The organism is Acinetobacter sp. SFD (assembly GCF_001647575.1).
GTDB lineage: Bacteria > Pseudomonadota > Gammaproteobacteria > Pseudomonadales > Moraxellaceae > Acinetobacter > Acinetobacter pecorum.
This window is the reverse complement of sequence record NZ_LSZJ01000013.1, coordinates 316,268-328,802: the sequence shown is the minus strand read 5'-3', so window position 1 is coordinate 328,802 and position 12,535 is coordinate 316,268. Positions and strand designations below refer to the sequence as shown.

15 protein-coding genes are annotated in these 12,535 nt (G+C 45.1%); 9 read left to right on the top strand and 6 right to left on the bottom strand.

Going from position 1 to position 12,535, the window contains the following annotated elements:
* Positions 1 to 6: 6 nt before the first annotated feature.
* The 4 genes from upp (at position 7) to AY605_RS11120 (ending at position 2,475) form a co-directional block, all read left to right on the top strand.
* A complete protein-coding gene (gene upp, locus AY605_RS11135) occupies positions 7 to 642 on the top strand; it encodes a uracil phosphoribosyltransferase (protein WP_064096453.1) in 636 nt (211 codons plus the stop codon).
* 84 nt (positions 643 to 726) lie between these two features.
* The gene (locus tag AY605_RS11130) at positions 727 to 1,020 is read left to right on the top strand and encodes a cold-shock protein (protein ID WP_064096452.1); all 294 of its coding nucleotides are present in this window, start codon (positions 727 to 729) and stop codon (positions 1,018 to 1,020) included.
* A gap of 202 nt (positions 1,021 to 1,222) precedes the next feature.
* A complete protein-coding gene (locus AY605_RS11125) occupies positions 1,223 to 1,582 on the top strand; it encodes a hypothetical protein (protein ID WP_064096451.1) in 360 nt (119 codons plus the stop codon).
* Between the two features lie 170 nt (positions 1,583 to 1,752).
* Positions 1,753 to 2,475: a cold shock domain-containing protein gene (locus AY605_RS11120; protein WP_064096450.1), complete on the top strand. Its 723-nt coding sequence runs from the start codon at positions 1,753 to 1,755 to the stop codon at positions 2,473 to 2,475.
* Between the two features lie 41 nt (positions 2,476 to 2,516).
* On the opposite strand, the gene gigC is transcribed toward AY605_RS11120, so the two are convergent.
* Positions 2,517 to 3,395: a LysR family transcriptional regulator GigC gene (gene gigC / locus AY605_RS11115; protein WP_064096449.1), complete on the bottom strand. Its 879-nt coding sequence runs from the start codon at positions 3,393 to 3,395 to the stop codon at positions 2,517 to 2,519.
* An 85-nt stretch (positions 3,396 to 3,480) separates the two neighbouring features.
* On the opposite strand from gigC, the gene AY605_RS11110 reads away from it, so the two are divergent.
* The gene (locus tag AY605_RS11110) at positions 3,481 to 4,242 is read left to right on the top strand and encodes a ferredoxin--NADP reductase (RefSeq protein WP_064096448.1); all 762 of its coding nucleotides are present in this window, start codon (positions 3,481 to 3,483) and stop codon (positions 4,240 to 4,242) included.
* A 71-nt stretch (positions 4,243 to 4,313) separates the two neighbouring features.
* Here AY605_RS11110 and AY605_RS11105 read toward each other — a convergent pair whose 3' ends face one another.
* The 5 genes from AY605_RS11105 to AY605_RS11085 form a co-directional block, all read right to left on the bottom strand.
* Positions 4,314 to 5,039, bottom strand: a complete 726-nt coding sequence (locus tag AY605_RS11105) for an amino acid ABC transporter ATP-binding protein (RefSeq protein ID WP_171254964.1) — start codon at positions 5,037 to 5,039, stop codon at positions 4,314 to 4,316.
* 14 nt (positions 5,040 to 5,053) lie between these two features.
* The gene (locus AY605_RS11100) at positions 5,054 to 5,737 is read right to left on the bottom strand and encodes an ABC transporter permease subunit (RefSeq protein ID WP_064096446.1); all 684 of its coding nucleotides are present in this window, start codon (positions 5,735 to 5,737) and stop codon (positions 5,054 to 5,056) included.
* Positions 5,737 to 6,480 carry an amino acid ABC transporter permease gene (locus tag AY605_RS11095; RefSeq protein WP_064096445.1) on the bottom strand — a complete coding sequence of 248 codons (744 nt, stop codon included), beginning with the start codon at positions 6,478 to 6,480 and terminating at the stop codon, positions 5,737 to 5,739. The genes AY605_RS11100 and AY605_RS11095 overlap by 1 nt, the downstream gene beginning before the upstream one ends.
* A gap of 62 nt (positions 6,481 to 6,542) precedes the next feature.
* Positions 6,543 to 7,475 (bottom strand): transporter substrate-binding domain-containing protein, encoded by a 933-nt coding sequence (locus tag AY605_RS11090; RefSeq protein ID WP_064096444.1) that lies wholly within the window; start codon positions 7,473 to 7,475, stop codon positions 6,543 to 6,545.
* A gap of 277 nt (positions 7,476 to 7,752) precedes the next feature.
* Positions 7,753 to 8,175, bottom strand: a complete 423-nt coding sequence (locus AY605_RS11085) for a hypothetical protein (RefSeq protein ID WP_064096443.1) — start codon at positions 8,173 to 8,175, stop codon at positions 7,753 to 7,755.
* A gap of 149 nt (positions 8,176 to 8,324) precedes the next feature.
* On the opposite strand from AY605_RS11085, the gene eat reads away from it, so the two are divergent.
* From eat to AY605_RS11065, 4 genes are all read left to right on the top strand, one after another.
* Positions 8,325 to 9,767, top strand: a complete 1,443-nt coding sequence (gene eat / locus AY605_RS11080) for an ethanolamine permease (protein ID WP_064096442.1) — start codon at positions 8,325 to 8,327, stop codon at positions 9,765 to 9,767.
* Positions 9,768 to 9,792: 25 nt separating this feature from the next.
* Entirely contained in the window at positions 9,793 to 11,178 is a 1,386-nt protein-coding gene (locus AY605_RS11075; protein WP_064096441.1) for an ethanolamine ammonia-lyase subunit EutB, read from the top strand.
* Between the two features lie 9 nt (positions 11,179 to 11,187).
* Complete coding sequence (gene eutC, locus AY605_RS11070; RefSeq protein WP_064096440.1) at positions 11,188 to 12,003, top strand: ethanolamine ammonia-lyase subunit EutC; 816 nt, start codon at positions 11,188 to 11,190, stop codon at positions 12,001 to 12,003.
* A gap of 139 nt (positions 12,004 to 12,142) precedes the next feature.
* Positions 12,143 to 12,469 carry a hypothetical protein gene (locus AY605_RS11065; protein WP_064096439.1) on the top strand — a complete coding sequence of 109 codons (327 nt, stop codon included), beginning with the start codon at positions 12,143 to 12,145 and terminating at the stop codon, positions 12,467 to 12,469.
* The last annotated feature ends 66 nt before the right edge of the window (positions 12,470 to 12,535 follow it).

Below are 12,535 nucleotides of genomic sequence, written 5' to 3'. Positions count from 1 at the left end.
TCTCCCGTGGCAATCCATGAAATCCGTCATCCGCTCATCCGACATAAACTTGGTTTACTCCGTCGTGCAGATATCAGTACCAAGAACTTCCGTGAGTTAGCTCAAGAAGTGACGATGCTTCTGACTTATGAAGCGACCAAAGACCTGCCAATGGTTGAACACGACATTAACGGCTGGAATGGGGCTGTAACGGTTGATCGTATTGCCGGTAAAAAAATCACGGTTGTGCCGATTCTACGGGCCGGTATTGGCATGCTCGATGGTTTCCTTAACCTGATCCCAAGCGCAAAAGTATCTGTACTTGGTTTAGAGCGTGATGAAGAAACTCTGGAAGCACGTACTTACTATAAAAAACTGGTTCCAGACGTACAAAACCGTATCGCAATGATCATTGATCCAATGTTGGCGACAGGTTCTTCTCTTGTAGCGGCAATTGACGTGCTGAAAGCCAGCGGTTGTAAAGACATTCGTGTGATGGTTCTGGTGGCTGCGCCGGAAGGGATTAAACGTGTAGAAGCTGCACACCCGGATGTCATTATGTTTACTGCATCCATTGACAGCGGTTTAAATGAAAATGGTTATATCGTTCCGGGTCTTGGCGATGCTGGCGATAAAATCTTCGGTTCAGTTCAAAAAGACTAATTTTTGAATAGAATGAAAAAAGGGGCTACTACAGCCTCTTTTTTATATAATGTAGAAAAGGCATTTTCAGAATAGGACAACAGCATGAAAGATGAATTGTATCAGGGCAAAATCAAGAAGTATGATTCTGCCAAAGGTTTCGGTTTTATTGGCTGCACTGAAGGAGATGTCTTCTTCCATATTTCAGACTTCCCTGCAGCAGAAGGGGAACCAAAACGCAATGAACGCGTGAAATTTAATGTGGTTGAAAATGGCGACAAATATAAAGCGATCAAGATTGAACGTGTCGAAGACAAATCAAAGAAAGCTAAAAAATCTAAGGTTGCTGCACATAACCAGTCAATTACTTCTGCATTATTATCAAACCTTAAGCGCTAGTCTGCGATGGGTAGGGCTAAATAAAGAGGCATTCGTGCCTCTTTATTTATATAAGAATTTGTCAGTGGTAGGTTTAAAGCAGGCTTTGTAACCTAAAGCCTGCTTTTCTTTACGCAAACAATAAAATTTCCACCAAAGCTCTACAATCCTCCCTATTTCTCCTCAATTAAAATACATTTGTTGATTAATAGAGATAAATGTCATGTTTAAGGATGGAAAAATTAAAGCTTATGATTGCGAAGGTGCTTTAGGTATTCTGGAGATCACAGGAGAAGCTAAAGAATTAGGTTTTAAGCTACAGGATTTACCTTCGCCTGAAATTGAACCACAAATCGGAGAGCGACTTAAATTTAGAGTCATTGTCGACCAAGGTCAGATGAAACTGGACAATATGGTGCGCCTTGATATTAAAGTGCAGGATGAGTTTGTGCCAGATATTGTTGCCTTACAGTCCTTGGCACCAACAGTGTCTGTTCCGCTACGCAATTCAATTTTCTTTAGTCCAACATTATGGCTGGCATTGGTATCAGCTGTTGGTTTTATGATTTTTGGTGAAGTTTAAAGTTACGCTAGAGAGTGCCTATTTTCTATTTTTAACTTGGAATTTATCTATTCTTCAATTTTAACAGGCACCTTGCGGTGCTTTTTTGTTTCAGCATCAAAAAAATCAAGAAAGCTTTATAGTCTCTTTTTCATTACAATTATTAAAAATATTAAAGATAAGAGTGAATTATGTTTCAAGAGGGGAAAATTAAAACTTTTCACGAAGAGCGTGGTTTTGGTTTTATTCAGATCGAAGGGCAATCTAAAGATTTATTTTTTCATGTCGCAGACTTTCCTAATAAAAATATTCCACCAAGAATTGGGGAAAAATTAAAGTTTCTGATTGTAGAAGATAATGGAAAGTTTAAGGCAGACCATATTGCTCGACTGGATATTAAATCAAAGGTAGCTGTTGAGCAGAATGATGATCAGTATGAAGATCCTGAAATACATACTTCCCCACATTATGAAAAGGCAAAATCATCGACTACATCAAAAATAATTACACTATCAGGGCTGTTTGTTATTTTGACCCTTGCTGGTCTTGTTTATAACCAATACCAAAGCTACCAAATTCAAAAACAGCAAAAGCTGGAAGAATTGATATTAGAGCAGCAACGAATTGTCGCTGAGCAGCGAGCAGCGCAAGGCGATCTGCCAATACAAGGATTATCGGAGCAGGGCCGGAAGAACTTGGAAAATCACGGGACTGATCTACGAAGTCAAGTCAACTCCGTCAATCTGAAAACTTCAGAAATGACTTCGCCATCTGTTTCTCAATTTAAATGCGATGGTCGAGAACACTGTAGTCAGATGAGTTCTTATGAGGAAGCATTATTTTTTATTCGTAACTGCGCAAATACTAAAATGGATGGCGACGGCGATGGTATTCCATGTGAAAGTCAGTTTTAATGAGTCATAAAAAAAAGCACCTTCAGGTGCTTTTTTTATTGTTAGCTTTCACAAAAATTCATAAAGGCTTTTAGCCCTGGGCCCTGATATTTCTGGCGATGCACCAGCATGAACAGCGGACGAGTCAACGACCAGAACGGGGTATCCAGAATCACCAATTGACCTTTTTCACGTAATGGTTCAATCGCAAGTTTGGAAATACAGGACATGCCGATTCCACCTGCTACAATTTTCAAGATGGCTTCATTATGACCGAGAGTGAGACGAATGCTGGCATCCGGCACATCTTTTAAAATGGCATTGTCAAACACTTCACGGGTACCTGAACCTTCTTCACGCAAAATCCATTCCACAGATTTGAAGTCTTCAGCGGTCAGCTCACGGTTCAATTGTGCAAGGGGATGATCCGGTGCACAGCATACAGCCAGCTCATCATCACGCCAATGGATACATTGTAACTGCGGAAGATGACAGGAGCCTTCGATCAGGGCAAGATCCAGCTGGAACTGATTTACCGCTTCAATCATTTGACGGGTATTGCCAACCTGAAGCTGTAAATGGGTTTGCGGCTGAATTTTCAGGAAATCGGCCATCAGGTCAGGAATCAGATAATCTGAAATCGTCAGAGTTGCGCCTAAACGTAAATCGATACTTTGCAGCTCGCCTTTGGCGACTTGTTCAAACGATTCACAACGACCTAAAATTTCCAGGGCTTGAGGGAGAAGAAAGCGCCCTAGATCATTCAGCTGTAAGCGTTTGCCCAGACGGTCAAATAGTGGAGCACCCAGACCATCTTCCAGATCTGCTAACGCCATACTAGCCGCACTTTGTGTAAGCTTGACGGCATCGCTAGCCTTCGTTACGGTACCCTCTTGTGCCACTGCTACAAAAACAGCCAATTGGCGTAAAGTCATGCGCATGAGTAGAGCCTTAACATTTAAAAAATATTAATAAATTATGCTGCCATGCTACCATGAGCACAGTCTTTCATGCCACGTTGAAATCATGTCAATTGAAAAATTTACCCAAGAAAAAGTTTTATCTGTACATCGTTGGACCAATACATTATTTAGTTTTACGATGACGCGCCCGGCACATTTCAAGTTTACGGCCGGACAGTTTGCGCGTATTGGCCTGCAGGTGGGAGATGAACTGGTCGTTCGTGCCTATTCAGTGGTTTCATCACCTTTTGATGAAATCCTGGAGTTTTTCTCGGTAGTCGTACCCGAAGGTAAATTTACTTCCAATTTACAGCATCTCAAAGTCGGGGATGAGCTGTTTCTGGAAAAAATTTCTTATGGCTATCTGACTCTGGCACGTTATCAGTTGCCTTTACCGAAAGACCTGTGGCTAATGGGTACTGGGACGGGTCTGGCACCATTTATCTGCATGTTGCAAGACTTTGAAACCTGGAGCAAATACGAAAAGATCAATCTGGTTTATAGTGTACGCACCCGGGATGAACTTGCTTATATAGAGCGGATTCAGGAAATTGCCCAGACCTTTGGCGAAGGGCATAGCGGTTTTAAATTTATCCCGGTGATTACCCGTGAACCTGATGCACCTTTGCACGACCGTTTGCCGGTCCTGATTGCCAATGGTGAACTGGAAAAGGTAGCGGGTTTAACGTTTAATCCGGAAACGACCCATGTCATGCTTTGCGGTAATCCGGAGATGGTGAACGACACCAAAGAAGCTTTAAAGGCCCGTGGCCTAACCATGAACCGCCGTGGTGAAGGAAATATTGCAGTAGAAAATTACTGGTAAGCAAAAAGCTTAGACTCAAAGCTCCTTCTGAAAATTGAAGGAGCTTTGAGATGAAAGATGACGAATAAAGCTTAATGCAGAATCTTGTTCAGGAATTGCTGGGCACGCTCACCACGCGGTGTATTGAAGAAGTCGTCTTTACTGCAATCTTCCACAATTTTTCCCTGATCCATAAAGATCACCCGATTGGCGACTTGTCGTGCAAAGCCCATTTCATGCGTGACACACATCATGGTCATACCTTCTTGGGCCAGTCCGACCATGACATCGAGCACTTCATTAATCATCTCAGGATCAAGTGCAGAAGTCGGTTCATCAAATAACATGGCAATCGGATCCATACTCAATGCACGGGCAATCGCAACACGTTGCTGCTGTCCTCCAGAAAGTTGTGCCGGATATTTATTGGCTTGCGCACTTAGGCCGACACGATCCAAATAGGCAAGACCTTTCTGTTTGGCTTCGGCTTCAGAACGGCCCAATACCTTGATCTGGGCAATGCTCAGGTTCTCGGTAATGCTGAGATGCGGGAACAATTCAAAATGTTGGAAGACCATGCCGACGCGACTGCGTAATTTATTCAAATTGGTTTTCGGATCATTAATTTTAATCCCATCGACCAGAATATTGCCTTGCTGGATAGGTTCTAGGCCATTGACGGTTTTAATCAGGGTGGATTTTCCTGAGCCTGAAGGACCGCAGACAACGACAACTTCACCTTGCCGGATCTGCGTCGTGCAGTCAGTCAGTACTTGAAAATCTTTATACCATTTACTGACATGCTGGAGGTCAATCATGACTTTGGCTTCGTTCATACAGTTAACCTCCGCTGTAATTTTTTCACGATATACGTGGCAATCAGGCTAACGGTGAAATACACCAAGCCGGCAAAAAGAATATATTGGGTCAGTAAAGACATCAGGTCCCCCCGGACATAGCTGGTACGGAAAAAGTCCAGCAGGCCAATGGCATAGACCATGGTCGAGTCCTGAAACAGAATAATAGTCTGTTGTAATAACAGCGGTGTCATCTTGCGAAAGGCTTGAGGCAGAACAATCAGTCGCATGGACTGGCCATAACTCATCCCCAGTGCAGAGGCAGCATCGGTTTGACCCTTCGGAATGGACTGAATCCCGGCACGGACAATTTCCGAAAAATAGGCGGCTTCAAACAGCATAAAGGCGACAATACTGGATACCAGGGCTGTATCCATAGTCAGGTATTTGCCAGTCAGCCCGGTATAGATAAAGGGCACAGCAAAATAGAACCACATCAGCACCAGCAGCAGGGGAATGGAGCGAAACAGATTCACATAGCCTTTGGCAAGCCATTTCAATACCCGGATTGATGACAGCCGCATCAAAGCAAGCAAGGTACCAATCAGAATCCCGCCAACCGTGGCAAAACATACAACTTTTAAAGTGATACTGAAACCATGCCAGAGTGCTGGTGCGGAAAGCTGTAAATCCTGAAAAAATGCAGTGAACCCTTCCATTATTTCACTCCTGCAATTAGTCCAGGTACCTGAAAGCGCTTTTCCAGAAAATTCATGAAACTGATTAAGCAGACATTAATCAGGATAAAAATCAGGGTGACGTAGGTGTAAATCTCGATGGTATTCTGGGTGTATTCACTGATGGTTTTCATCTGGGAAATGATTTCTGCAACCCCGACCAATGAAGCCACCGAGGTATTCTTGACGCAGTTGGTCAGTTCAGAACTGAGCGGTGGCAAAATCAAACGGAAAGACTGCGGTAAGATCACATAGCGATATAATTGTGCAGTGCTAAAACCCATGGCATAGCCGGCATTGACCTGTCCGCTTGGAATAGCTTCAATCCCGGTACGTACCTGTTCGCAAACCCGCGCTGCGGTAAACAGCCCCAAGCCGATACTGGCAGAAATTAGTGCCGTGGTATTGGCGCCTAAATCATTGATCCACCAGTTATGAATATAGCTGGGCAGAAAGTTGGGCACCACATAAAACCAGATAAATAACTGGATCAGTAAAGGCACATTACGGAAAATGGTCACATAGGCCGTTCCAATAGCCCGAGCTGTAGGACTGGGTAAGGTCCGCATGATGCCTAAGAGGCTACCCAGCAGCATAGCAATTGACCAGGCGACAATCGCAATCACAGCCAACCAACCGATACCCGTCATGATCCAGTTCAGATAGGTGGTATCCCCAATCCCGGTCGGTTGCAATAAGACACCCCAATTCCAGCTATAATTCATCGCAACTCCAACAAAGATCCCTAAACCTATTAGGCTTAAGTAAGGTGGATAAGATTCAACGCTTATTGATCACGGTCATGCGGATTGCTGATCAAATTTTTTAACGCATCGGACATGGCATAGTTCAAGTTGATATTCTTAGGTGGGATAGGCGACTGGAACCATTTTTTATACATATTGTTGATTTCACCGGAGCTATACGTGGCTTTAATAGCATCATCCACAACCTGCTTAAACTCGGGGTCACCCTTACGCATCATACAGCCATAAATCTCATGAATCGGTGCAGTGCCAACAATGTGCCACTTCTCCGGATTTTTGGCCTTGGATTTTTCTCCGGCCAGCAGAATGTCATCCATCATGAAGGCTGCAGCACGGCCATTTTGCAGCATCAAAAAGGATTCTGCATGATCTTTGGCAGAAATAATTTCACCAATACCCAGTTCTTTTTCGTGCTGGCGGATATAACGTTCAGATGTGGTGCCGGCAGTGGTGACGACCTTTTTACCTTTAAGATCGCTAAAGTCCTTGATTCCGGAATCGGTTGCGGTTAACAGGCGGGAACCCACTTCAAAGAAGCCGACTGAGAAATCGACCTGTTGCTGACGTTCTTTGTTGTTAGTTGTCGATCCACATTCCAGATCAACCGTACCATTGGAAACCAGAGGAATCCGATTCTGGCTGGTTACCAGGTTATAACGGATTTTTAGATCAGGCATGTTCAGCTTCTGTTTGACGGCTTCGACCACTTTTAGTTGCAGATCATGCGCATAGCCGACGGGTTGATTCGGGTTGTCGGCAATATAGGAAAATGGAATCGAGGAGTCGCGATAACCTAAAACAATGGTGCCGGACTGTTTGATTTTATTGAGTGTGCCGGAAGCCTTCTCGCCGCTTTGCTGAGTATTTGGCGCCTGATTATCACTACAGGCACTCAGTCCCAAGATCAGCGGGGTGGCACACAGCAAGGTAGCCAATTGAGATTTTAATTTCATCGTGAAACTCCATTTTTCCATTATTATGATCGAGCCTATTTTTGTGCTAAGACTGTATTAAGATTATTGCTATAAAGTCTAAATGCTCGTTTATATTCATCTTAGTGGATAATTCCAGCAGGACTCAAGCTGAATTTATTGCTGAAATGTTACTGACTTAAAAAGAAAACCTGGTGGATCAGGGACAAGATGCAAATAGGGATGAGGCTGAGTTTCAAAAGACGAAAAAACAATAAGTCATAAAAAACCTCCATTGCGGAGGTTTTTTGTTTCAAGCTTAATGTACAAACATATCCATGGATTCACGGATTTCCTGAATGGCGGTTTCGACATCGGAGCTGAGCCAGGTCGGTTCAAAGAATCCTGCATAGTGCTCAATACGGTCTGCAGGCACGACCAGACGCACTGGACAGTCTTCTTCCAGTAAGCGCCACGGAATAATTGGCACTTCATTATCCAGCCATGCCGTTACATCTCGAATATCGATAATCATTGCATTGACACAGTCCGGAAAAGGCATCACGGAAAATTCCTCGGTACGACGACGGAAATATTCCAGATCCTGCCAGCGAAGCAGGAAGCTTGGCTTGCTGAATTCAATAATTCCAATCAGATGCTGATCGCGGCTGTAGTGCAGCATGCATTGATGTGTGACGTCAGTATCAAGATCAAGCGATACACTTTGTTGACGATACGCCATATAACTCGGGTGTATAAATGAAAAGGTGGATAATTATAACGCATTTCATCGCTGAAAGGCAGCGTTCCGGATGTCTTCGCTGTAGCTCCCGTAACTGGTACGACTTATGCATATTTTCAGGGAACAACGATAAAAATAACGAGGTTGCTATGTCAGAATCAAAAAGTGTGATTGATACCGGTGTGACTGAAACAGCAGTACAGGAAGATTATTTTGCCTTGCGACAGCTCAAGAAAGGTGCTGTAGGCTGGTTGCTTCTTGTTGGTCTGGGGGTCGCGTATGTGATTTCCGGTGATTTTGCCGGCTGGAATTTCGGTCTGGCACAGGCGGGCTGGGGAGGTATGTTTATTGCGACCATTGTAGTGGCATTCATGTATCTGTGTATGTGCTTGGCCATGTCTGAAATGTCCACCATGCTGCCTACCGCCGGTGGGGGATACAGTTTTGCCCGGACTGCTTTTGGTCCCTTTGGCGGCTATCTGACCGGAAGTGCCATCCTGATTGAGTATGCCATCGCTCCGGCAGCAATTGCCTGTTTTATTGGCGCCTATTGCGAGGCCTTGTTTGGTATTGGCGGCTGGATCATTTATCTGGTGAGCTATCTGGTTTTTATGGGCTTGCATCTGAAAGGTGCAGGTGAAGCACTCAAAATCATGTTTGTGATCACCGCCATTGCCGCGATTGCCTTGATGGTGTTTATCTTTGGCATGTTGCCCTATTTTGATAGTGCAAACCTGTTTGATATTGCAGTCAGTACGAAAGCAGTTGGTGCAAGCAGTTTCCTGCCATTGGGTTATCTGGGTATCTGGGCAGCAGTGCCTTATGCGATCTGGTTTTTTCTGGCAGTTGAAGGGGTGCCACTGGCAGCCGAGGAGGCCAAAGAGCCAGCCAAATCTTTGCCGCGTGGCCTGATTGGTTCCATGCTGATTCTGGCATTCTTTGCCCTGAGTATTTTGCTGCTCGGTCCTGGCGCAGCAGGTGCAGATACGCTGAAAGATTCTGGTGCACCACTGGTGGATGCCTTGGTTGCAGTGTATGGCGCCAATACCTGGATGGCAAGTTTCGTGAATTTTGTCGGGCTGGCGGGTCTGATCGCCAGTTTCTTCTCGATTATCTATGCCTATTCCCGTCAAATTTTTGCACTCTCACGTGCCGGTTATTTACCGAAAAAACTGTCCTTGACCAACAGCAATCATGCACCTTATTTGGCCATCATTATTCCGGGGATTATTGGCTTCCTGTTGTCCCTTTCGGGTGAAGGTGATCTGCTGATTCTGATGGCAGTCTTTGGTGCCACTATTTCCTATGTGCTGATGATGATGGCTTATATCAAACTTAAACTGTCCCGGCCGAATCTGGCACGTCCTTATCAGGCACCAGGTGGTATTGTCACGGCATCGATTGCTTTAGTGCTTGCAGCCATTGCAGTGGTCGCAGGCTTTCTGGTTGATCCAAAAGTCTGGTTAATGGCAGCTGCCATTTACGTGGCACTGATTCTCTATTTCCTGCTGTATAGCCGTCATCATCTAGTGGCAGGTACACCGGAAGAAGAATTTGCCCGTATCGAGGCAGCAGAAAAGGAATTGAAATAAATTATCTAGCATGGAGAACACGCTTATGCTGTATCAGATCAATGTGGCCAGTCAGTATTATGTTTTTGAGGATTTAAAAACCCTGTTGGCCAAGGCTACGCCTGAACGTTCTGGTGATCAGCTGGCAGGGATTGCGGCCACTGATGCAACCGAGCGGGTCGCTGCACAAATGTGTCTGGCAGAAGTGCCGTTACAGCAGTTTTTGCAAGAAGCAGTGGTTCCTTATGAAAAGGACGAGGTCACCCGCCTGATCATGGATGAACATGATGCTGATGCCTTTTATCCGATCTCGCATTTTACTGTTGGAGATTTTCGTAACTGGCTGCTCAGTGCAGATGCCACCACAGAAAAACTTGCTGCTTTAAAAATGGGTCTGATTCCGGAAATGGTCGCGGCAGTGAGCAAGATTATGCGCAATCAGGATCTGATTCTAGTGGCAAAAAAATGTCGTGTAATCACACGTTTTAGAAATACCATTGGTCTGAAAGGGCATCTTTCCACCCGCTTGCAGCCGAACCATCCGACTGATGATTTGATGGGAATCTCAGCTTCGATTCTGGATGGACTGATGTATGGCAATGGAGATGCGGTCATCGGAATCAACCCGGCGACAGATAATCTGCAGAATTTGACTGAGCTGCTCAAACTGCTCGATCATATTATCCAGGAATATAAGATTCCGACCCAGTCTTGTGTTTTGACCCATATCACGTCCGGCATTCAGCTGGCAAATAAAAATGTTCCGATTGATTTAATGTTCCAGTCCATTGCGGGAACCGAAAAAGCCAATACCGGTTTCGGCATCAATCTGGCGCTGTTGCAGGAAGGTTATGAGGCGACCTTAAGCCTGCAACGCGGCACCGTGGGCCAAAATGTCATGTATTTTGAAACCGGACAGGGCAGTGCCTTGTCTAGCAATGGCCATCATGGCGTGGATCAACAGACTGTGGAAGCGCGTGCCTACGCCGTGGCACGTAAGTTTAATCCCTTGCTGGTCAATACTGTAGTCGGCTTTATCGGGCCGGAATATCTGTATAACGGCAAGCAGATTATCCGGGCCGGACTGGAAGACCATTTTTGTGGCAAGCTGCTCGGTGTGCCAATGGGCTGCGATATTTGCTACACCAACCATGCCGATGCCGATCAGGATGATATGGATGTACTGCTGACCTTGCTTGCCAATGCCGGACTGAATTTTATCATGGGTATTCCCGGTTCAGATGATGTGATGCTGAATTATCAGACGACCTCCTTTCATGATGCGCTCTACATCCGGCAATTACTGGGATTAAAAGCGGCCCCCGAATTTGACCACTGGCTGGAGCAGCAGGGAATTTTGGCGCAACAGTCCAATCAGCTGCACTGGCCGACCGAGCTACCGAAGCAATTTTCACGTCTAATCCTGTCTTGAGGAAGTACTATGAAACTGATTGCCGATGTGAAATTTGAGTCCCAATTACAGGATAATCCCTGGCAGAAATTGAAAGCTTTTACTGATGCACGGATTGCCTTAGGCCGAACTGGTGGCAGCTTGCCGACTCGACCAAGTCTGGAATTTCAGCTAGCGCATGCCCAGGCCAAAGATGCCGTACTGAAGCCACTTGATGTTGAATCGTTAAAAGCGGGTTTGAGTAAAACAGGACTAGCCATTCTGGAAATTGACAGTCAGGCGGTAGAGAAAGATCTTTATCTTAAACGTCCCGATCTCGGGCGTGTGCTTTCACAACAATCCAAAACGATGTTGCAGCAATACCGGGCCGAACATCAGCAACATTGGGATGTAGCCATTGTGCTGGGAGATGGGCTGTCGGCGCGTGCTATTGAGGAAAATGCACCTTATTTTGTTCCAGCCTTGATAGACGCTTGCAAGGAGGGAGGCTGGAAGGTTGCGCCCATGGTAATTGCACAAGGCAGTCGGGTCGCTTTAGGGGATGAAGTCGCAGAAATCCTGAAAGCCAAAATGCTGGTTATGCTGATTGGTGAGCGGCCAGGCTTAAGCTCACCAGACAGTATGGGTATTTACTATACTTATAATGCTTTTAAAGGCTGTCATGATGCCTTGCGTAACTGTATTTCCAATGTGCGGCCTGCAGGTCTGGCATATCCAATTGCCATTCAGCGACTGGTGGCATTGATGCGTAAATCCTGCGAACTTAAGCTTTCAGGGGTGCAGTTGAAAGATGAACACCAAACCCCAGTCGATATGCAACATACCTCAGTAAAACGGCTATTTTAACCAAGGCATCAATGAGAGAATTCTGAGGGATTAGTGACTTACATCTCGTCACCATCTCACCATGTTTTGTCACAGAAGCCTTATTCACAGCTTGTTATTCTAAAAATCTACTTATGAATAACAAAGAGTGAGGATGGTTATGGTCGATGATTTCAATAAAAAACCACCTTTGAATCATCAGGCAGACGTGACGCAGAAAAAGCGTATCCCTGTTTATATCTTGATTTTGGTCGGTATTTTTTTACTTGCCCTACTGTTTTATATGTTTTCTGACATGAAGCCAGATGCAAGTGATGCGCCTGCTGGGCATCCAAATCCAAATGTGCAGCCTGCTACCCCAAATAATTCGACCCCAGTCGGTGAGCCTACACAAGGCACTGCTACCACGAATAATGGAACTGAAGCAACTGCAACTGATGGTACAGAAGCAACTGCAACCGCGACTGATGGGCAGGCCACCCAATAACTAAAAATACCTGAAAAGCTCTAGTGAACCACTGGGGCTTTTTTGCAATGGAGCATGATGTTTGAA

What these genes read in the sequence shown, in the direction of transcription:
- AY605_RS11110 (WP_064096448.1), top strand. Translation starts at nt 3,481, where the DNA reads ATGTCAATTGAAAAATTTACCCAAGAAAAAGTTTTATCTGTACATCGT.
- AY605_RS11100 (WP_064096446.1), bottom strand. Translation starts at nt 5,737, where the DNA reads ATGGAAGGGTTCACTGCATTTTTTCAGGATTTACAGCTTTCCGCACCA.
- AY605_RS11085 (WP_064096443.1), bottom strand. Translation starts at nt 8,175, where the DNA reads ATGGCGTATCGTCAACAAAGTGTATCGCTTGATCTTGATACTGACGTC.
- gigC (WP_064096449.1), bottom strand. Translation starts at nt 3,395, where the DNA reads ATGCGCATGACTTTACGCCAATTGGCTGTTTTTGTAGCAGTGGCACAA.
- AY605_RS11125 (WP_064096451.1), top strand. Translation starts at nt 1,223, where the DNA reads ATGTTTAAGGATGGAAAAATTAAAGCTTATGATTGCGAAGGTGCTTTA.
- AY605_RS11105 (WP_171254964.1), bottom strand. Translation starts at nt 5,039, where the DNA reads ATGATTGACCTCCAGCATGTCAGTAAATGGTATAAAGATTTTCAAGTA.
- AY605_RS11065 (WP_064096439.1), top strand. Translation starts at nt 12,143, where the DNA reads ATGGTCGATGATTTCAATAAAAAACCACCTTTGAATCATCAGGCAGAC.
- AY605_RS11130 (WP_064096452.1), top strand. Translation starts at nt 727, where the DNA reads ATGAAAGATGAATTGTATCAGGGCAAAATCAAGAAGTATGATTCTGCC.
- AY605_RS11120 (WP_064096450.1), top strand. Translation starts at nt 1,753, where the DNA reads ATGTTTCAAGAGGGGAAAATTAAAACTTTTCACGAAGAGCGTGGTTTT.
- eat (WP_064096442.1), top strand. Translation starts at nt 8,325, where the DNA reads ATGTCAGAATCAAAAAGTGTGATTGATACCGGTGTGACTGAAACAGCA.
- AY605_RS11075 (WP_064096441.1), top strand. Translation starts at nt 9,793, where the DNA reads ATGCTGTATCAGATCAATGTGGCCAGTCAGTATTATGTTTTTGAGGAT.
- AY605_RS11095 (WP_064096445.1), bottom strand. Translation starts at nt 6,480, where the DNA reads ATGAATTATAGCTGGAATTGGGGTGTCTTATTGCAACCGACCGGGATT.
- eutC (WP_064096440.1), top strand. Translation starts at nt 11,188, where the DNA reads ATGAAACTGATTGCCGATGTGAAATTTGAGTCCCAATTACAGGATAAT.
- AY605_RS11090 (WP_064096444.1), bottom strand. Translation starts at nt 7,475, where the DNA reads ATGAAATTAAAATCTCAATTGGCTACCTTGCTGTGTGCCACCCCGCTG.